Annotated in this window: 15 protein-coding genes; 13 read left to right on the top strand and 2 right to left on the bottom strand. The window is 69.2% G+C overall.

Features of this window, described 5'->3' with window-relative positions:
* Positions 1 to 4: 4 nt before the first annotated feature.
* The 13 genes from AC3WOS_RS01575 (at position 5) to AC3WOS_RS01515 (ending at position 16,866) form a co-directional block, all read left to right on the top strand.
* On the top strand, positions 5 to 766 hold the full coding sequence (locus AC3WOS_RS01575; protein WP_492714066.1) for an XrtA-associated tyrosine autokinase: 762 nt from the start codon (positions 5 to 7) through the stop codon (positions 764 to 766).
* Positions 750 to 2,282, top strand: coding sequence for a TIGR03016 family PEP-CTERM system-associated outer membrane protein (locus AC3WOS_RS01570; RefSeq protein WP_492714065.1), 1,533 nt, complete (start codon positions 750 to 752; stop codon positions 2,280 to 2,282). The genes AC3WOS_RS01575 and AC3WOS_RS01570 overlap by 17 nt, the downstream gene beginning before the upstream one ends.
* A 15-nt stretch (positions 2,283 to 2,297) precedes the next feature.
* Positions 2,298 to 3,458, top strand: coding sequence for a non-hydrolyzing UDP-N-acetylglucosamine 2-epimerase (gene wecB, locus AC3WOS_RS01565; RefSeq protein ID WP_492714064.1), 1,161 nt, complete (start codon positions 2,298 to 2,300; stop codon positions 3,456 to 3,458).
* Complete coding sequence (locus AC3WOS_RS01560; RefSeq protein ID WP_492714063.1) at positions 3,455 to 4,312, top strand: XrtA system polysaccharide deacetylase; 858 nt, start codon at positions 3,455 to 3,457, stop codon at positions 4,310 to 4,312. Before wecB ends, AC3WOS_RS01560 begins: the two co-directional genes overlap by 4 nt.
* The gene (locus tag AC3WOS_RS01555) at positions 4,309 to 5,367 is read left to right on the top strand and encodes a FemAB family XrtA/PEP-CTERM system-associated protein (protein ID WP_492714062.1); all 1,059 of its coding nucleotides are present in this window, start codon (positions 4,309 to 4,311) and stop codon (positions 5,365 to 5,367) included. Before AC3WOS_RS01560 ends, AC3WOS_RS01555 begins: the two co-directional genes overlap by 4 nt.
* Positions 5,368 to 5,369: 2 nt before the next feature.
* A complete protein-coding gene (locus tag AC3WOS_RS01550) occupies positions 5,370 to 6,599 on the top strand; it encodes a TIGR03087 family PEP-CTERM/XrtA system glycosyltransferase (RefSeq protein WP_492714060.1) in 1,230 nt (409 codons plus the stop codon).
* Positions 6,596 to 8,257, top strand: coding sequence for an exosortase A (gene xrtA / locus AC3WOS_RS01545; RefSeq protein WP_492714059.1), 1,662 nt, complete (start codon positions 6,596 to 6,598; stop codon positions 8,255 to 8,257). The genes AC3WOS_RS01550 and xrtA overlap by 4 nt, the downstream gene beginning before the upstream one ends.
* Positions 8,244 to 9,443 (top strand): TIGR03088 family PEP-CTERM/XrtA system glycosyltransferase, encoded by a 1,200-nt coding sequence (locus AC3WOS_RS01540; RefSeq protein WP_492714058.1) that lies wholly within the window; start codon positions 8,244 to 8,246, stop codon positions 9,441 to 9,443. Before xrtA ends, AC3WOS_RS01540 begins: the two co-directional genes overlap by 14 nt.
* Positions 9,444 to 9,453: 10 nt before the next feature.
* On the top strand, positions 9,454 to 11,376 hold the full coding sequence (locus AC3WOS_RS01535) for an XrtA/PEP-CTERM system amidotransferase (protein ID WP_492714057.1): 1,923 nt from the start codon (positions 9,454 to 9,456) through the stop codon (positions 11,374 to 11,376).
* Positions 11,373 to 12,365 (top strand): polysaccharide deacetylase family protein, encoded by a 993-nt coding sequence (locus AC3WOS_RS01530; RefSeq protein ID WP_492714056.1) that lies wholly within the window; start codon positions 11,373 to 11,375, stop codon positions 12,363 to 12,365. The genes AC3WOS_RS01535 and AC3WOS_RS01530 overlap by 4 nt, the downstream gene beginning before the upstream one ends.
* A gap of 70 nt (positions 12,366 to 12,435) precedes the next feature.
* Positions 12,436 to 13,659 (top strand): TIGR04063 family PEP-CTERM/XrtA system glycosyltransferase, encoded by a 1,224-nt coding sequence (locus AC3WOS_RS01525; protein ID WP_492714055.1) that lies wholly within the window; start codon positions 12,436 to 12,438, stop codon positions 13,657 to 13,659.
* Entirely contained in the window at positions 13,656 to 16,103 is a 2,448-nt protein-coding gene (locus AC3WOS_RS01520; protein ID WP_492714054.1) for a glycosyltransferase, read from the top strand. Before AC3WOS_RS01525 ends, AC3WOS_RS01520 begins: the two co-directional genes overlap by 4 nt.
* Before the next feature lie 10 nt (positions 16,104 to 16,113).
* The gene (locus tag AC3WOS_RS01515; protein WP_492714053.1) at positions 16,114 to 16,866 is read left to right on the top strand and encodes a class I SAM-dependent methyltransferase; all 753 of its coding nucleotides are present in this window, start codon (positions 16,114 to 16,116) and stop codon (positions 16,864 to 16,866) included.
* Positions 16,867 to 16,883: 17 nt separating this feature from the next.
* Here AC3WOS_RS01515 and AC3WOS_RS01510 read toward each other — a convergent pair whose 3' ends face one another.
* Both AC3WOS_RS01510 and AC3WOS_RS01505 read right to left on the bottom strand, forming a co-directional pair.
* Positions 16,884 to 19,259 carry an efflux RND transporter permease subunit gene (locus AC3WOS_RS01510; RefSeq protein WP_492714052.1) on the bottom strand — a complete coding sequence of 792 codons (2,376 nt, stop codon included), beginning with the start codon at positions 19,257 to 19,259 and terminating at the stop codon, positions 16,884 to 16,886.
* Positions 19,256 to 20,401, bottom strand: a complete 1,146-nt coding sequence (locus AC3WOS_RS01505; protein WP_492714051.1) for a WD40/YVTN/BNR-like repeat-containing protein — start codon at positions 20,399 to 20,401, stop codon at positions 19,256 to 19,258. Before AC3WOS_RS01505 ends, AC3WOS_RS01510 begins: the two co-directional genes overlap by 4 nt.
* Positions 20,402 to 20,474 lie beyond the last annotated feature (73 nt).

Genomic DNA, 20,474 nt, shown 5'->3' with positions numbered 1-20,474 from the left:
CGCCATGACGACCGCAGACCCTACGCCTACCGCCATCGCGGCCCCCCGCATGGTTGACATTGACCTGACCCGGCTGAGCCAGATGGGCATGGTCACCCAGGACAGCGGGCGCACCACGGTGGCCGAGGATTTTCGCATCATCAAGCGGCCCCTGCTGCGCAACGCCCGCGGCGATGCGGGCAACGCCGCCATCCGCCACGGCAACCTGATCGTCGTCACCAGCGCCCTGCCCGGCGAAGGCAAGACCTTTTGCGCCGTCAACCTGGCCATGAGCATCGCCATGGAAATGGACATTACGGTGCTGCTGGTCGATGCCGACGTGGCGCGCCCGTCCGTGCTCAAGGTGCTGGGCCTGGGTTCGGCGCCGGGCTTGATGGACATCCTCACCGACGACCGGCTCGGCCTGCCCGACGTGATCCTGCGCACCAACGTGCCCACGCTGAGCATCCTGCCGGCCGGCCGGCCGTTCAAGCATGCGACGGAACTGCTGGCCAGCCGCAGCATGAGCCGCCTGCTGACCGACATCGCGGAACGCTACGCGGACCGCATCGTCATCTTCGATTCGCCGCCGCTGCTCATCACCACCGAAGCGAGCGTGCTGGCAGCCCAGATGGGCCAGATCGTCATGGTGGTGGAAGCGGAAACCACCACCCAGCACGCCGTCCAGGAAGCGCTGCGCCAGGTCGAGCAGTGCGCCCACGTCAACCTGATCTACAACAAGACGAAGGAGTTCCCGGGTGGCGAGTACTATGGTTATTATGATTAGGGCGACGGGCGCCACGCAACGCAAGTGGTCGTGGGCGCTGGTGGTGCTGGCCATCCCGGCCAGGGCCGTGCCTGCCGACTGGACCATCGCGCCCAGTGTGCGCCTGGGCGAAAGCTACACCGACAACGTCAACCTGAGCCCCCAGGCCCAGGCCCGCTCCGCCTGGGCCACGGAACTGGCGCCCGCCATTGCCGTCACGGGCACTGGCCCGAGGCTGTCGCTGCGGCTCGACTATGCGCTGCAGGAACGGCGCAGCACGGTCGAGGCGCCACGCCGCACGCAGCTGCTCGACAGCAGCGTCCACGGCGAACTGCTGCCGGACTGGCTCACCGTCGATGCGCGGGCCGGCATCAGCCAGCAGAACCTGTCCGCCTTCGGTCCCCAGATCACGGACCCCGGCCAGAACAGCGCCAACCGCACCACCACCCACACGCTGAGCGTGGCGCCCACGCTCAAGCACGATTTCCGGGGGCTGGCCACGGCCGAGTTGCGCTATGCCTACGACAGCGTGCGCAGCGACCGCCTGTACGACGTACACAACCATGACGTACGCCTCACCGTCAGCGGCGACAACGACGGTCGCGGCTGGCAGTGGCAGGCCAGCGCCAACCGCAGCGCCACCCATGATGCCGCCATGGTACCCGTCATCAACAGTGACGCCGCCTTCACGCTGCGTGTGCCGCTGGACGGCAGGGTGACCGCCTTCGGCACGACCGGCTACGAAAAGGCCGATTACCAGGCCATCGGCAACCCGCCCCAGGGCCGCTACTGGTCGGCCGGCGCGGCCTGGAACCCCTCGGTGCGCACCAGCGTGACGGCCAGCGTGGGCCGGCGATATTTCGGCCAGACCCACAGCCTGGATCTGCAGTACCGCATGCACGCCATGTACTGGACGCTCAACTACAACGAGGACATCACCACCACCTCGGCCCAGTTCCTCAGCCTGCAGCCTGACGCCGTCGGCAATTTCCTGTACCAGTTGTGGGCCAGCCGCATACCCGATCCCCAGTTGCGGCTGCAGACCGTGAACGCCTTCCTGCGCCTGTCGCAGATGCTGGGACCGTACGCGGGCAACGTCAACTACTTCAGCCACAATTACTTCCTGCAAAAGCAATGGCACGCGGCCACCGTCTACTCCGGCGCGCGCAGCACGCTGGCGCTGGGCCTGTCGGCCACGCAGCGGGCGGCGCAAACGCGCAGCACCATCGACAGTCCGCTGCTGCCGCCGGGGCAGCTGGCGGCGGATGACCACACGCGCCAGCGCGTGGCACAGGCCGGATGGAGCTGGCGTTTGTCGTCCCGCGACAGCGTCAGCCTCACCGGCAGCTACAGCGCCACCGACGCCGTCGACACGGGCCGGCGCGACCAGAACCGCACCGTCACCGTCAACTTCACCCGGCAACTGCAGCCGCGGCTGACGGCCACGGTGGACTTGCGCCACGCCACCCACCGCAGCAACGCCGGCGGCAACTACCGTGAAAACGGCGCCGGCGCCGCGCTGATCCTGCTGTTCTGACGACCGAGGCCCGCCATGACACCCACTCCCCTGCAACCCGTACAACGGCTGGTGTGCGTCGTCGCCGCACGCCCCAACCTGATGAAGATGGCGCCCGTGCTGAGCGCCCTGCGCCAGCTCACGCCGGCCCCCGCGCTGACCCTGGTCCATACGGGCCAGCACTACGACGCGGCCATGAACAGCCAGTTCTTCGGCGCCCTCGACCTGCCGCCGCCCGACATCCAGCTCGACGTCGGCTCCGCCAACCACGCCGTGCAGACGGCCGAGGTCATGCGCCGCTTCGACGCCGTGCTCGAACCGCTGGCGCCAACCGCCATACTGGTGGTGGGCGACGTCAATTCCACGCTGGCCTGCGCCCTGGTGGCGGCCAAGCGCAACGTGCCCGTGCTGCATGTGGAGGCCGGCTTGCGCAGCTTCGACCGCGCCATGCCCGAGGAAGTGAACCGGGTCCTGACCGACCAGCTGTCCGAGCTGCTGTTTACGACCGAAGCGGGGGCCGCCGATAATCTGCAGCGCGAAGGCATCGCCGGCATGCGCATCCACTTCGTCGGCAACGTCATGATCGATACCCTGCTGCGCCTGTTACCCACGGCGCCGGCGCCGGACCGCATCCTGGCCAGCCTCAACCTGGCCGGCTTCTTCGCGCCCGGTGCGCCCTATGCCCTGCTCACGCTGCACCGGCCGGCCAACGTCGACGATCCCCAGCGGCTGCGCGCCTTGCTGGACGCGGCCAACCGCCTCAGTCACCGGCTGCCCGTGCTGTTTCCGCTCCATCCGCGCACCCGGGCCAAGGTCCAGCAGTTCGGCCTCGGCCACCTGCTCGACACGCCGCAACTGGCCTGCCTGCCGCCGCTGGGCTACCTGGAGATGCTGGGCCTGATGCGCGGCGCGCGCATGGTGCTGACCGATTCCGGCGGCGTGCAGGAAGAGACCACGGCCCTGGGCGTGCCCTGCCTGACCCTGCGCGACAGCACGGAACGGCCGATCACCGTCAGCGAAGGCACCAACGCCATCGCCGGGCGCGACCCGGCCGTGATCCTGGCCCTGTGCGACGACATCCTGCGTTACGGCGGCAAGGCCGGCCGCGTGCCGCGCCACTGGGATGGCCAGGCGGCCGAGCGCATCGCCGCCGTCATCGGCGCCTGGCTGGCCGAACGGCGGGGCCCGCAGCCATGAGCCCCGCCGCTCCGCCCGCGGCGCGCAACGCGCTCACCATCGACGTCGAAGACTACTTCCAGGTCTCGGCCTTCGCCCCCCACATCGCGCGCGACAGCTGGGACAGCCTGCCCTGCCGGGTGGAGGCGAACGTGGACCGCATCCTCGCCATGCTGGACGGAACGGACAGTCGCGCCACCTTCTTCACGCTGGGCTGGGTGGCCGAGCGCTACCCACAACTGGTGCGCCGCATCGCCGCCGCCGGCCACGAACTGGCCAGCCACGGCTACGGTCATGCCCGCGTGAGCGCCCAGAGCCAGTCCGAATTCGCGCACGACATCGGCCGCAGCAAGGCCATCCTGGAACAAGTGAGCGGATCGGCCGTGCACGGTTATCGCGCCCCCAGCTTTTCCATCGGCCCGGCCACGCCGTGGGCCCACGCATGCCTGCGGGCGGCCGGCTACCGCTACAGCTCCAGCCTGTATCCGATACGCCACGACCATTACGGCGCCCCCGGCGCGCCCCGTTTCGCCCACTATCCGGACGGTCCGGCGGGCCTGCTGGAACTGCCCGTCAGTACCGTCAGGCTGGGCGGACGCAATTTTCCGGCCGGCGGCGGCGGCTATTTCCGGCTCTATCCGTACGCCTGTTCGCGCTGGGCCTTGCGGCGCATCAATTCGCACGACAGGCAGGCTGGAATATTCTATTTTCATCCCTGGGAACTGGATCCCGGCCAGCCACGGCCAGCGGGCCTGGGCTGGCGCACCCGGTTTCGCCACTACCTGAACCTGGGGCGCATGGAAACGCGCATCAACACGCTGCTGCGCGACTTCCAATGGGACCGGATCGACCACATCTTCCTGGAGCACGCATGAAGCAGGAGAGCCAGCCCCACGTGTCGCCCGCACCCATCGTCGGCCTGATGGGCGCGGCCGATGCCGCCCGCTGGGACAACTATGTGCAGCGCTGCCCGGACGCCACCTTCTTCCACCGCGCCGGCTGGAAGAACGTGATCGAACAGGCGTTCGGCCACCCGACCTGGTTCCTGTACGCGGAATCGGATGGCGAACTGCGCGGCATCCTGCCGCTGGCGCAAATCCGCAGCCCCCTGTTCGGCAACAGCCTCAGTTCGCTGCCATTCTGCGTCTACGGCGGCATCGCGGCCACCGACCCGCAGGCGGCCGCCGGCTTGGACGAGGCAGCCCAGACCCTGGCGGCCCGGCTCGGCGTCGATTACCTCGAATACCGGCAGCTGCGCGCGCGCCACGCCGACTGGCTGGCCAGCCAGCTGTACCACACCTTCCGCAAGCCGCTGCTGCCGCAGCCCGACGACAACCTGCTGGCCATTCCCCGCAAGCAGCGCGCCATGGTGCGCAAGGGCGTGGCGGCCGGACTGCGCAGCGTACCCGGCGGCGACACGGAGCGCTTCTTTGCCGTCTACGCGGCCAGCGTGCACCGGCTCGGTACGCCCGTGTTCAGCCGCCGCTACTTCCGTCTGCTGCAGCAAGAGTTCGGTGCCGACTGCGAAGTGCTGTGCATAGAACACGGCGCCAGGGCCGTGTGCGGCGTGCTCAGCTTCCGCTTCCGCGATGAAATCCTGCCCTACTATGGCGGCGGCGATCCGGCCGCCCGTGCGCTGGCGGCCAACGACTATATGTATTGGGAAGTGATGCGCCGGGCCTGCGAGGCCGGTTGCACCCTGTTCGACTTCGGCCGCAGCAAGGCGGGCACAGGCGCCTACGACTTCAAGAAAAACTGGGGCTTCGCGCCGCAAGCCCTGCACTACGAATACCAGTTGCACCGGGCCCGCCAGGTGCCCAACAACAATCCCCTCAATCCCCGCTATCGCTGGCTGATCCGCGCCTGGCAACAGTTGCCGCTGCGTCTGGCCAACGCGCTGGGACCGCACATCGTCCGCCAACTGGGCTGATCATGCGCCATCTGCTCTATCTGCCGCACCGCATCCCCTACCCGCCCAACAAGGGCGACAAGATACGGGCGTGGCATATTCTGGCCTACCTGCAACGCCATTTCCACGTCCACCTGGGCACCTTCGTCGACCATCCGGACGACTGGCAATATGTGGAGCGGCTGCAAGCGATGTGCGCCAGCAGCTGCTTCGTGCCATTGCGCCCATGGCGGGCCCGGCTGCGCAGCCTGGCGGCGCTGGCGGGCCATGAAGCGGTCAGCCTGCGCTACTACCGGGTCAGGCCCCTGCAGCAATGGGTGGCGCACACCCTGTCGCAGCAGCCGATCGCCGCCGCGCTGGCCTTTTCCGGCCCCATGGCGCAATACGTGCCGGCCCATGGCGCGCAAGGCCCTCTGCATCGCGTCATGGACCTGGTGGACGTGGATTCGGAAAAATGGCTGGCCTACGCCGCCACCCGGCCCTGGCCACTGTCCAGGCTGTACCGGCGCGAGGCGCGCTGCCTGCTCGACTACGAACGGGCCATCGCCCGCCAGTTCGACCGCACCACCCTCGTTTCCGCCCCCGAGGCGGCCCTGTTCCGGAGCCGGGCGCCCGACAGCGGCCACAAGATCGAGCACTTCAGCAATGGCGTGGACAGCGCCTATTTCGCGCCCGACCCCGCCCGGCCCGATCCCTACCCGCCGGGACAGACGGTGCTGGTATTTACCGGTGCCATGGACTATTGGCCCAACGTGGAAGCGGTGCGCTGGTTCGCCGCCCGCGTGCTGCCCGCCTTGCGGGCCACCCGGCCGGCGTTGCACTTCCACATCGTCGGCGCACGCCCGGTGGCGGCCGTGACGGCCCTGGCGGCCGAGCCGGGCATCCACGTCAGCGGCAGCGTGCCCGATATCCGCCCCTACCTGCAGCATGCGGCCGTCGCCGTCGCTCCGTTGCAGATCGCGCGCGGCATCCAGAACAAGGTGCTGGAAGCCATGTCCATGGCCTTGCCTGTCGTGGCCAGCGCGGCGGCGCTGCAAGGGCTGGACGTCACGCCCGGTCATGAGGTGCTATGTGCCGACCACGCCGACGCCTGGGCCGGGCAGATAGCGCGAGCGCTCGAGTGCCAGCACGCCCACGCCATCGGTACTGCCGCGCGCCGCCACGTGCTGGCCCATTTCGACTGGGATCACAACCTGGCCCGGCTGGGGGCGATGCTGGGCGTGGATACCCTGGCCCGGGAGGCAGCGCCATGAACGTGCAAGCCATGCCCCTGGTCGCGGCGCCGAAACCGGTCCCGGCCTGGCCGCGCGGCAGCGTGGCCGGCCTGCTGCTGGCGCTGGCCATGGTGCTCGCGCTGCACTATCCGACGCTGTCTGCCATGGTGGCGCTGTGGTGGCGCTCGCAAACGTTCGCCCATGGTTTTCTCATCCTGCCCATCAGCGCCTGGCTGGTCTGGCAGCGCCGCCATCTGCTCGCGCGCCAGTTGCCGGTTCCCTCGGCGGCGGCGCTGGCCTTGCTCGCGTTGCTGGGCGCCGCCTGGTTGTTGGGCGCGCTGGCCAACGTCCCGTCGCTGCAACAGTACATGGTGGTCGCGATGGTGGGCGTCACCGTCATCGCCGTGGCCGGTACGGCATGCGCGCGCACCATCGCGTTCCCACTGGGCTATCTGCTGCTGGCCGTGCCTTTTGGCGAAGTGCTGGTGCCGCCGCTGATCGACTTTACGGCTTCGTTCACCGTCACGGCCTTGCAGCTGAGTGGCGTGCCCGTACTGAGAGAAAATAATTACCTGACCCTGCCCAACGGTAACTGGTCGGTGGTCGATGCCTGCAGCGGCTTGCGCTATGTGATCGCCTCGGTGGCGCTCGGTACCTTGTATGCGTGGCTCAACTTTCGCGACACCGGCCGCCGGCTGCTGTTCATTGCCGTGGCCATGCTGCTGCCCGTGCTGGCCAACGGCGTGCGGGCCTACCTGATCGTGCTGATCGGCTACGCCAGCGACATGCGGCTTGCCGCCGGCATCGACCACCTGATCTATGGCTGGCTGTTCTTCGGGCTGGTCTGCCTGCTGCTGTTCTGGTGCGGCAGGCTGTGGCGCGGCACCGGCCCGGCGACGCAACCGGGAGCGGCGGCGCGGGCGCGGACGGCGAGCGTCGTGCCGAACATTGGTCCGGCCGACACACTGGACGATACCCCGGACGACATGGCGAACGAAACCAGGGGCAAGGCGCCGGCAGTCCGGCGGGCTGCACGGCCCGCCCTGGCCGCGTCCCCCGTGTGGCGCGCATGCCTGTACTGCACGGCCATCACGGCTTGCTGGCCGCTGCTGGCGGCCGCCATGCAAGGTGGAGCGCCGGCGACCGAGACCCCGCCACCGCTGGGCGTGGCCGAAGTTCCCGCGCCATGGCGCCGCGCCGCCTGGGACGCCGACAGCTGGCGCCTGCCCCGGGCGCGTCCGGCGCTGTCCTTTGCCGCCAATTTCAGCGACGGCGCCGCCACGGTGTCGCTGCAGCTGGCGTGGTACCGGCGCCAGGCCAGGGGCGCGGAACTGCTTGCGCCGGCCGCCGCGCCGCAGCCGGCGGGCTTGCCGGCATGGCAGGAAAGCACCGCCGACACGCGGGTCATCTTGCTGGGCCCGCGGCGGCTCGCGGTGCAACAGCTGTTGCTGCGCAATGGCGGCAAGCGCCTGCTGGTGTGGCGCTGGTATCGCCAGGATGGGGTCGACACGGCCAGCCCCGTCATGGTCAAACTGCTACTGGCCAAGGCCAGGCTGCTGCGCCAGCCCGAGGATGGCGCCGCCATCGCCGTCGCCGCGGACGCCGACGACATGTCCGCTGCGGCCGCCACGCTCGAGCGCTTCCTGCGCGCGGCGCTGCCATCCATCGACCGGGGTCTGCGCCATGCTGGACGATGACAACAACAGGCTGGCCGACGCGGGCCCGCGGCAGGCGGCGCCGCTGATCGTGCACCTGATCCACCAGCTCGGTGTCGGCGGGCTGGAAAACGGCCTGATCAATCTGATCAACCACATGCCGCCGGAACGCTACCGGCATGTCATCATCTGCCTCAAGAACAATACGGAATTTCACCAGCGCATCAAACGGCCCGGGGTGGAAATCATCTGTCTCAACAAGCGCGAAGGCAAGGACTGGGGCCACTACCTGCGCCTGTTCCACGTGCTCAAGCGGCTGCGCCCGGACCTGATCCACACCCGCAACCTGGCCAGCCTGGAGGGCCAACTGCTGGCCGCCATCGCCGGCGTGCGCCTGCGCATCCACGGCGAACACGGGCGAGACCTGAGCGACCTGCACGGCCAGAATCCCCGCTACAAGCTGTTGCGCAAGCTGCTGCGGCCCCTGATCGGCCACTTCATCGCCGTCAGCAAGGACCTGGAGCAATGGCTGATCGGCACCATCGGCGCCCGGCCGGCCCGCGTCACCTATATCGGCAACGGCGTCGACAGCCTGCAGTTCCATCCCCGCCTCGGTCCGCCCGCGGCCGTGGGACCGGACGGTTTCCTGTGCGAAGACGCTTTCGTCATCGGCTGCGTGGGCCGCATGGTGCCCATCAAGGACCACCTGTCGCTGGTGCGCGCCTTCCTCATGCTGCTGGAGGCGGACCCGGAACCGTATTCGCGCCTGCGCCTGATGATCATCGGCGACGGCCCCTGCCGCCAGCCCTGCCTGGACTTGCTGCACCAGGCAGACATGGCCGGCATGGCGTGGCTGCCCGGCGCCCGCGACGACGTGCCCCAGCTGCTGCGCGCCATGGACCTGTTCGTCCTGCCCTCGCTCAACGAAGGCAGTTCCAATGCCATCCTGGAAGCCATGGCCACCGGCCTGCCCGTGGTCGCCACGGCCGTGGGCGGCAACGTGGACCTCGTACAACCGGGTTGGACCGGCACGCTGGTGCCGCCTGGCGCGCCCGAGCTGCTGGCCGACGCCATCGCCGACTACCACCGCATTCCTGGCCTGGCCGTGCGCCACGGCGGCCGCGCGCGCCGGCTGGTGCTGTCCGACTACAGCCTGCTGGCCATGGCCGATGCCTATCTGGCCGTCTACGACGCCGTGTCCGCCCCGCGCGGACCCCGTTCACGCTGAAAGGAAAGCCATGTGCGCCATCGTGGGACTGTTCGACCTGCAAGGCACGCCCGACATCGACCCGGCGCTGCTGGGCCGCATGAACGACAGCCTGCGCCACCGGGGCCCGGACGGTGCCGGCAGCCATCACGAACCGGGCCTGGGCCTGGCCCACCGGCGCCTGGCCATCATCGACCTGGCCGCCGGCCACCAGCCCATGTACAACGAAGACCACAGCGTGGTGCTGGTCTACAACGGCGAAATCTACAACTTCCACGCCTTGATGCGCGAGCTGCAGCAATACGGGCACATCTTCCGCACCCATTGCGACACGGAGGTGATCGCCCACGCCTGGGAGCAATGGGGCAGCCGCTGCGTGGACCACCTGCGCGGCATGTTCGCCTTCGCCCTGTGGGACCGCAACGAACAGACCCTGTTCCTGGCGCGCGACCGGCTCGGCGTCAAGCCCCTGTACTACGCCCGGCTCGACAACGGCCAGCTGGCCTTCGCTTCCGAACTGAAGGCGCTGCTGCTGCACCCGGCCATGCCGCGCGCGCTGGACCCGCTGGCGGTGGAAGACTATTTCGCCTACGGCTACGTGCCCGACCCGCGCACCATCTTCGAGCGGGCCCGCAAGCTGCCGCCCGGCCATACGCTGTGCGTGCGCAAGGGTGGCGCCGTGCCCGCGCCCCAGCCGTACTGGGACGTGCCGTTCGCGCCCGTGGCCATCACTAGCCCGGCCCAGGCGGCCGACGAACTGGTGGCGCGCCTGGCCGAGGCGGTGCGCATGCGGCTGGTAGCCGAAGTGCCGCTGGGCGCCTTTCTGTCCGGCGGCGTCGATTCCAGCGCCGTGGTGGCCATGATGGCGCAGTGCATGCAAGAACCCGTCAACACCTGCGCCATCGCGTTCGGCGACCCGCGCTACGACGAGACGGCGTACGCCCGCGCCGTGGCCACCCATTGCGCCACCCGCCACCACGAACTGCGGGTGGACGGCCAGGACACGGGATTGATCGACCAGCTGGCCACGCTGTACGACGAACCGTTCGCCGACAGTTCCGCCCTGCCCACCTACCGTGTCTGCCAGCTGGCCCGGCAGCGGGTGACGGTGGCCCTGTCGGGCGACGGCGGCGACGAAAACCTGGCCGGCTACGCGCGCTACCGCTGGCATGTGCAGGAAGAACGCTGGCGGGCCCGCGTTCCGGCCGCCCTGCGGCGTCCCGTGTTCGGCGCGCTGGGCCGCGCCTACCCGCGGGGGCTATGGCTGCCGCGTCCGCTGCGCGCCAAGGCCACCCTGCAGGCCATGGGGCGCGACTCGATCGAAGCCTATTTCCACAGCATCGCCGTGATGGACGACGCCACCCGCGCCCGCCTGTTCAGCCCCGGCTTCACGGCCGGTCTGGGGCAATACCGCGCCATCGAAGTGCTGCGCCGCCACGCGGCGGCCTGCCCGGCCGACGACGCGCTGTCGCTGGTGCAATACCTGGACCTGAAGACCTATCTACCGGGCGACATCCTGACCAAGGTCGACCGCGCCAGCATGGCCCATGGCCTGGAGGTGCGCGTGCCCTTGCTCGACCACGAACTGGTGGCCTGGATCTCCGGCCTGCCGCCCCGGCTCAAGCTCATGGATGGCGAAGGCAAGCATATCTTCAAGCAAGCCATGACCCCCTACCTGCCAGCCGCCATCCTGCACCGGCCCAAGATGGGCTTCGCCGTGCCCATGGCTGGCTGGCTGGCCGGAGCGCTGCGTTCGCGCCTGCAGCGCTGCCTGGACAGCAGCCTGCTGGCCGATTCCGGCATCTTCAACATGGCATACGTGCACCAGTTGCGGGACGAACAGCTCAGCGGGCGTTGCGACCACAGTAGCGCGCTGTGGTCGCTGCTGATGTTCGAATCGTTCCTGCGCCATGTGCTGGAACTGCCCGACCGCAACGAACGGCGGGCCGCATGAGGCCGGCCCACGCGCTCAAGGTATTCCTGACGGTGGACACGGAACTGTGGCCCGACGTACCCGGCTGGCCCCACCGTCCGCTGCCGCCGGAGCGCGCCCGTTGCGACGAGCAATTGGCCGTCGACATCCATGGCCTGACCAGCGCCGGCGGCTTTGGCCTGCCGTACCAGATCGGCGTGCTGGCGCAACACGGCCTGCGCGCCAACTACTTCGTCGAAGCCCTGTTCGCCGAACAGGCGGGCCTGGCGCCGCTGGCCCATATCGTCGGCCTCGTGCAGCGCGGCGGCCAGCAAGTGGAACTGCACCTGCACCCGGAATGGCTGCCGCGGCCGGCCGATGCCCAGCCGCCCGTGCCCGTCTGCCAGTACCTGTGCCACTTGCCTCTCGAGCGACAGAGCGCGCTGATCGGCCAGGGCCTGGCCAACCTGCGGGCGGCGGGCGCGGCGCCGGTCCACGCCTTCCGCGCCGGCAGCTTTGGCGGCAGCCGCGTCACCTTGCAGGCACTGGCGCACCACGGCATCCAGATCGACACCAGCTACACGCCCAGCTACCAGGTCGGCGTATGGGAGCAGCCCATCGCCCAGCCCATGCCGTTCGATGGCGTCTGGGAGTTTCCCGTCGCCTCCTTCCGCGACTATCCCGGCCATACCCGGCACGCCCAGCTGTGTGCCTGCTCCCATGCCGAAATGGTCCATGCGCTGGAGGGAGCCTGGCGGGCCGGCTGGTATGCCTTCGTGATCGTCCTGCACAGCTTCGAACTGATACGCAAGCGCGGCGGCCGCCTGCCCGCGCCCGAGCGCCACCTGATCCAGCGCTATGAACAGCTGTGCGCCTTTCTGGGCCGGCACCGCGACCGTTTTCACACCAGCCTGTTCTCCGAACTTGCGCTGCAGGACATTCCCATGTCTGGCGGACAAGCAGCGTTGCGTTCGCGCCCACGAGACACGCTGGCCAGGATGGCGCGGCAAGCCTGGAGCCGGATACGCTGATCCAGCGCAAACCGCGCCCCCCGAATTTTCTGAATCATAAACAACCAGAGCCAGACAGCCGGGAACCACCATGCGCATCCTGCACATCCTCGACCACTCCGCCCCCCTGCACAGCGGCTACACCTTCCGTACCCTGGCCATCCTCAAGCAGCAGCGGGCGATGGGCTGGCAGACGGAGCACCTGACCAGCGCCAAGCATGCCGCGCCAGAACAGGGCCGGGCCGCCGAGCAGCATGTGGATGGCTGGCACTTCTTCCGCACGGCGCCGCTGGAGGGCTGGTGGACCAGCCTGCCACTGCTGCGTCAATGGAGCGTCGTGCTGGGCCTGAGCCGCCGGCTGCGGCAAGTGGCCGCCAAGGTGCGGCCCACCATCCTGCACGCCCATTCGCCGGCGCTGAACGCGCTTGCCGCCCTGCGCGTGGGGCGCGCGCTCGGCATTCCCGTCGTCTATGAAGTGCGGGCCTTCTGGGAAGACGCGGCCGCCGACCATGGCACCAGCAAGGCGGGCGGCCTGCGCTACCGCCTCACGCGCGCGCTGGAAGGCTATGTGCTGCGGCGGGTGGATGCCGTCACCACCATCTGCGACGGCCTGCGTGCCGACCTGATGGCGCGCGGCATCCCGGCCGGCAAGGTCACCGTCATCCCCAACGCCGTGGACCCGGGCCAGTTGCGCGCACCGGCCGTGCCCTCCGGCATGCTGGCCCACAGCCTGGGCCTCACGGGCAGCCTGGTGCTGGGATTCATCGGCTCCTTTTATGCCTACGAAGGCCTGGCCCTGCTGATCCAGACCTTGCCCCGCATGGTCCAGGCGCTGCCATCGCTGCAATTGTTGCTGGTGGGCGGCGGCCCGCAAGAAGCCGAGCTGCGCGCCCTGGTGGCCCAGCTGGGCCTGGAACGGCGGGTACGCTTTGCCGGCCGCGTGTCCCATCTGCGCATCGCCGAGTATTACCAGATGGTCGATGTGCTGGTCTACCCGCGCCTGCCCATGCGCCTGACGGAGCTGGTCACCCCTCTGAAGCCGCTGGAGGCGATGGCCCAGGGCCGGCTGGTGGTGGCCTCGGACGTGGGCGGCCACCGCGAACTGATCGAGGACGGCAAGACCGGCGTGCTGTTCCCGGCCGGCGACGGGGCCGCACTGGCCGAGCGCATCATCCACCTGGCCCGCCATGCCGAAACGTGGACCGCGCTGCGCCAGAACGCGCGCCGCTTTGTCGAACGGGAACGCACCTGGGCCGCCAGCGTGGCCAGGTACGCCAACATCTACGAACCCCTGGCCGCCGGCCGGCAAACATGAACCAGCCCACCTTCCACGGATTGCGGATCGCGCTGGCGGGCCCCTGCGCACCGCCGCCCGGCGGCATGGCCAACCAGACCGCCCAGCTGGACCGCCTGCTGGCGGACGCGGGCGCGCAGGTGGAACTGGTGCCCACCAACCGCCCGCCCCGGCAAGCCTGGCTGGCCCCGCTGCGCGGACTGCGCGCCCTGTTCCGATTGTTTCCCTATCTGGGCGCCCTGTGGCAGGCGGCGGGCCGGGCCGACATCGTGCACATCATGGCCAATTCCGGCTGGGCCTGGCATCTGCATGCGGCGCCGGCCGTCTGGATAGCCCGCATGCGCCGCAAGGGAGTGCTGGTGCATTACCACGGCGGCGAGGCGGCCGCCTTCCTGTCCCGGCAGGGGCGCCTGGTCACGGTCACACTGGCCCGTGCCCACGCCATCGTCGTGCCGTCGGACTTCCTGGCCCAGGTGTTCAGGCAGCATGGCCTGGCCGTGCAGATCCTGCCCAACGTGGTGGACCTGGCCCGTTTCTCGCCCGGCCCGCCCGTCCCGCGGCCCGGGCCCATGATACTGGTCTGCCGCCACCTGGAGCCGCTCTACGACCACGCCACCGCCCTGCGCGCCTTCCGGCAGCTGCGCCTGGCCGTGCCGCATGCGCAGCTGACCATCGCCGGCGACGGCCCGGAACTGGCGCGCCTGCGGCAGCTGGCCTGCGAGCTGGACGTAGCCGACGCCGTCGTCTTCGCCGGCGCCCTGGACCAGGATGGCATGGCCGGCCTGTACCGGCAGGCCGACGCCGTGCTCAATCCCAGCCTGGCCGACAACATGCCCGTCTCGATACTGGAGGCGCTGGCCAGCGGCGTGCCCGTGGTCAGCACCGACGTGGGCGGCATCCCCTGCCTGCTCGAGCACGGCCACACGGGCCTGCTGGCGGCCCCCGGCGACGCCGAAGCCATGGCGCGCCACCTGCTGTCCATCCTGCACGACACGGACGCGGCCCAGCGCATGGCCGCCGCCGGCCTGCGGCTGGCCCAGCGCTACACGTGGCAGGAAGTCGGTCCCCGCCTGCTGGCCCAGTACCGGCGCCTGCAACTGCGTCCGCGCGCGGACTGGTACAAGGGCCTCGTCGCCCGTCCCCTGTTCCTGCTGCAGGAAAAGATTAAGCACCACGCAGGCGCCACCCTGCTGCGCCGGCTCGAAACGAGTCAGTGGCTCGCGCCCGCCCATCTGCGGCAACTGCAGCTGCAACGGCTGCAAGCGCTGCTGCGCCACGCCGGCCGGCATGTGCCTTACTATCAGGCGCAATTTGCCCGGCTGGGTTTCGATCCGGCCAGGGTGCATGACCTGCGCGACCTGCGCTGCCTGCCCATCCTGGGCAAGCGCGACATCAGCGCCCAGCGCGACGCTTTCCGCTCGGACGTGGCCGGCCCCCTGCAGCGCGGCAACACGGGCGGCTCCAGCGGCGAACCGCTGATCTTCTACCTGGGCCGCGACCGGGTCAGCCACGACGTGGCGGCCAAGTGGCGCGCCACCCGCTGGTGGGGCGTGGACATCGGCGAACCGGAAGCGGTGGTCTGGGGCTCGCCCATCGAACTTGGGGCGCAGGACCGCTGGCGCGCCTGGCGCGACCGGCTGCTGCGCACCAGCCTGCTGCCCGCCTTCCAGATGTCGACGCCGCGGCTTGATAACTACCTGCAGCGCCTGCAGCACCAGCGCCCGCGCATGGTGTTCGGCTACCCGTCGGCCCTGTGCCATATCGCCCGTCATGCGCAGGCGCGCCGGGTCCGGCTCGATACGCTGGGGGTGCGCGTCGTCTTCGTCACCGCCGAGCGGCTGTACGACGAACAGCGCAAGCTGCTGTCGGCCACCTTCGGTTGCGCGGTGGCCAACGGCTACGGCGGGCGCGACGCCGGCTTCATCGCCCATGAGTGTCCCGAGGGCGGCATGCACCTGAGCGCGGAAGATGTGATCGTGGAAATCGTCGACGCGCAGGGCCAGCCGGTGCCGGACGGCACGCCGGGCGCCATCGTCGTCACCCACCTGGCCAGCGCCGACTTTCCGTTCATCCGCTACGCCACCGGAGATGTCGGCGCGCTGGGCACGGCACCCTGCCCTTGCGGCCGCGGCCTGCCGCTGCTGGAAAGGCTGGAAGGGCGCAGCACGGACTTCGTCGTCGCCCGCGACGGCACCGTCATGCACGGCCTGGCCCTGATCTACATCCTGCGCGACATTGCCCAGGTGCGGGCCTTCAAGATCGTGCAGGAAAGCCTGCTGCTGACCCGCGTGCTGCTGGTGTGCGTGCCTGCGCTGGGCGAGGAAATGCGGCGCCACATCGCCACCCAGTTCCAGGCCAGGCTGGGCGCCGACGTGGCCATCGACATCGCCGAAGTGCCCGAAATCGCCGCCGATGCGTCCGGCAAATACCGCTATGTGGTCAGCAAAGTCGCTGCCCCGTCCTGAAAGGCCCGCCATGCTACCGTATGCCACCGTGTCGCTTGTCTGCCTGGTCTTGCTGCTTGGCCTGTACAGCCTGCGCAAGCTGCGTCTGGTCCACATCCTGCTGCACCAGGTGCATGACCTGACCCGCCAGCAGCCGGCCACCCTGTTCCGCCAGCTGGAAGCCCTGCAAGGCCTGTACGTGGAACTGGCCTTGCGCCGCAGCCTGCCCGACACGCGGGGCTGGGCCGCGTCGCCGGACTTTCTGCTGGAGCTGGTGCGCCACGCCCGCGCGGCCCATCCGCTGACCGTGGTCGAATGCAGCAGCGGCACCTCGACCCTGGTGCTGGCGCGCTGCATGCAGTTGAACGGCGTGGGCAAGGTCTACAGCCTCGAACATGACTTGCATTTCGCCGAGCAAACCCGCCACCAGTTGCACCAGCATGGCCTGCATGGCTGGGCCGAAGTGCTGTATGCGCCCCTGCTGGCGCACAGCCTGGACGGCGAGCGCTGGCCCTGGTATGCCACCGAAGGCTTGCCGGCCGCCGGCATCGACATGCTGGTGATCGACGGCCCGCCCCAGGCCACCCGGGCCCAGGCACGGTTCCCGGCCGGGCCGCTGCTGTTTCCGCGGCTCTCCGACAGCGCGGCCGTGTTCCTCGACGATGCGGCCCGGACCGACGAACTGGCCATCGTCCAGCGCTGGCAACAGGCCTATCCCGACCTGGCGCTGTCATCGCGCCAGTGTGAGAAAGGCTGCGCGGTGCTGCAACGGCGCGCCGGCTAGGGCGCTCGTCGCGGCCGCTAGGGCGCTCGTCCCGACCGCGACGGCTGGCGCACGATCAGGGCGGCCAGCGCCGGTATCATGACAATGGCGCCTATCATATTCCACAGAAACATGAACGTCAGCAGCAGCCCCATGTCCGCCTGGAACTTGATGTCGGACCAGACCCAGGTCAGCACGCCCAGCGCCAGTGTCACGCCGGTCAGGGCCACGGCGGCCCCGGTGCCTTTCAAGGTTTCAAAATAGGCCGCTTTCAGATTCAGTCCCCGGTCCAGGAAATGCTGCAGCCGGTTATAGATGTAGATGCCATAGTCGACCCCGATGCCGATCCCCAGCGCGATTACGGGCAAGGTCGCCACCTTCACGCCCAGCCCCAGGCGCGCCATGATCGCCTCGCACAGGGCCGACGTGATGTACAGCGGCAGCATGATGCACAGCGTGACGCGCAGCGAGCGAAATTCCCACCAGACCAGCAAGGCCACGATCACGTAGACCAACAGCAGCATCTGCGTTTCGGCCTGCTTGATGACGATATTGGTGGCCGCCTCGATGCCGGCATTGCCTGCCGCCAGCGTGAAACGGACGTGGGCGTCGTCATTGGCGGCGGCAAATTGCTGCACCGCCGCCACGACCCGGCTCAGGGTTTCGGCCTTGTGATCGGCCAGGAACACCAGCACCGGCACCATCGAACAATCGTTGCTGTACAGCTCAGCCGGCAGCACCCGCTGCGCCGCGTTGGACACGAAGCGGTTGCGCGACAGCGCCGCCCAGCGCAGATCGCCGCCGTTGGTATTGGCGATGATCTTCTTCATGGCGGAGAACAGCGACGTGGTCGACTCGACCCCGGCCACGTTCTCCATCTCCCACTGGAACTGGTCGACCTTGTCGGCCGCCGGCCAGGCGCCGCACTCGCCCTTGTCGGTCTGCACCAGCACCACAAACACGTCGGCGCTGGTGGCGTAATGGGCGCTGACGTAGGCGCTGTCGCGGTTGTAGCGCGCCTCCGGACGCAATTCCGGCGCACCGGGATCGAGGTCGCCGATCTTCAGGTCGCCGCTCATGCTCCAGGCGGCGCCCAGCACCAGCAAGGCCAGCGCCACAGCCACGCGGGCATATTTCGGTTCGGCGAAGCGCGACAACTGGCGCGCCAACCGGTGGCCGCTGTCGCGCTTGCGCCGCTGGTGGCGCAAGCAGGCATCGGACACGCCCACGTACGACATCAGCACCGGCAGCAGGAACATCTTGGTCAGGATGATGACGCCGACGCCGATCGAGGCCGAGATGGCCAGTTCACGGATCACACCGATGTCGATCACCAGCAGCGTCGAAAAGCCCACCACGTCGCACAACAGGGCCACCGTGCCGGGCACGAACAGCTGGCGGAACGTCAATCTGGCGGTGGCCATGTTGGAGCCATCGGCCAGGCGCGCGCTGGCCATGGTATTGATGTTCTGTACGGCGTGGCTGACGCCGATGGCAAAGGTCAGGAACGGCACCAGGATGGAATAGGGATCGAGCCCGAAGCCGATCAGGCGCACCAGTCCCAGCTGCCACAGCACGGCCAGCCCGCAGCAGGCCACGGTCGCCAGCGTGCTGCGCCAGCAGCGCGAATACCACAGCAGCAGCAGCACCGTCAGCACCACCGCGATGGCGAAGAACAGGCCGATCGCGCCGGCGCCGGCGATCAGATCGCCCACCACCTTGGCAAAGCCGGTGATGTGGATGGCGATACCGTTCCTGCCATACTTCTGCCGCACCAGCTGTTCCAGGCGGGCCGAGAACTGGCCATAATCGAGCTTGGCGCCCGTTTCCGGGTCGCGCTCCAGCAGCGGCACCAGCACGACGCTGGAACGCTGGTCGGCCGCCACCAGGCTGCCGATGCGGCCGGAACGCTCGACATTGGTGCGCACCTGGCCGATGGTGGCGGGACTGCCGTCGAAGTCGGGCGGGATGATCTTGCCGCCGACCATGCCCGCTTCCGTCACCTCCATCCACAGCACGTTCGGCGTCCATAGCGACTTCAGGTTGCCGCGGTCGACGCCGGGAATGTAGAACACCTCATCGGTGATCCGCTTCAGCGTTTCCAGGTAGGCGCGATTGTAGATGTCGCCCTGCTCAGCCTCCACGACGATCCTCACCACGTTGCCCAGCGGGCGTAATTCCGCCTCGTACTTGAGGGAGTTGGCGATAAAGGGATGGGATGCCGGCACCATCTTCTGGAAGCTGGCGTCCGCCTTGAGCTGGCTGGCCTGCCAGCCGAAGAACAGCGACGCCAACACGAACAGCAGCAACACCGGCAGCCGGTGCGCGAACAGGCGCTGCTCGAGGAAGCGTTCCACGGCGCCGAACTTCGTGTGGCCACCGTTCACGTCCGGTTCTATCGATTCGATTTTCATTTTGGTCCTTTCGCCGCGCCGGCCATATTGAGGACCCGGACGCCGCCGATGCCGGCCACGGCCAGCCGGGCGGCACCGCGATCGAGTGCCAGGGCGCCAGCCAGCTCCAGGCCGGCGGCGGCTTGCTGCAAGGCGAAACTGCGGCCCTGATCGACACTGCGCAGGACGCTGCCGTCGCGTCCCACCAGCAGCACGGCGCCGTCGCCGGCACGTACCGCGCCGATCAGGCTACGGGTGACGACCCGCGGAACGGCCTGCCAGCTGCGGCCGCCGTCGGCGCTACGCAGCACGTTACCGCCGAAACCGTAGGCCAGCAGCGCGCCGCCGCAATCGATCACGCCATAGAGCTGGCCGCTGTAGCCGGTATCGAGCACTTGCCAATGCAGCCCGTGGTCGGACGAACGATATACCTTGCCGCCCTCGCCCGCCATCAGCAGCGTGTCGTCCGCGCCGCTACCGATTGCGTTCAGGTGCAGGCCATCGGGGTTGGCAATGGCGGCCGCCATGGATTGCCAGTGCACGCCGCCGTCGGCCGTGCGCAGGGCCTGGCCGAACGCACCGACCGCGTATCCCTCGTTGACGTTGCGGAACCAGATCGCCAGTAGCGGCCGGTCCGGTCCGGACTTGGCCGCCGCTTCGCGCTCGGCCACGACGCTGTCGGCGGCGTCCAGTGCCGCCGCCGCGGCGTTATCGGCCGTGGGCGTGTGCGCGTCCGGCGCCGCGCGGGCGTGCGCGGCCCCGGCCCTGGCGTCGGCCAGCAGCATGGCGTTGATGTCGCGGCCATCGAGCTGGCGGTGCCAGTGCTTGCCGCCGTCGCTGGTGTGCAGGATCACGCCGTCGTGGCCGGCCGCGTAGCCCGACAGGCGCTCGGCAAAGGTCACGCTGGTGAGCGTGCCCGACACGGGCACCTGGGCCTGGGTCCAGCGCGCCCCGCCGTCATCCGAATACAAGATAATGCCGCGCTCGCCCACCGCCACCAGCCGGCCTTCGGCCTGGGCCAGCGCCAGCAGCATGGCGCGCGGCGCCAGGACCGACATGCGGGCCGGGCGTGTCAGCGTGTCGGCCCGCGCCGGCATGGCCGGCACCGCGCCCAGCAGGCCGCACAGCAGCGCGGCCGCCATTTTGCTCCAATTTCTGTTCATTCCAATTTCCTCGTAGTGGTGCGCATGACATCACCGTCCTGCCCGGCGCGGGCGGGACGGCGCCGGGGCGCGC

Source organism: Rugamonas sp. FW305-51 (assembly GCF_058786935.1).
Note: the sequence above shows the minus strand (reverse complement) of the source record. Positions and strands in the feature narration are given on the sequence as shown.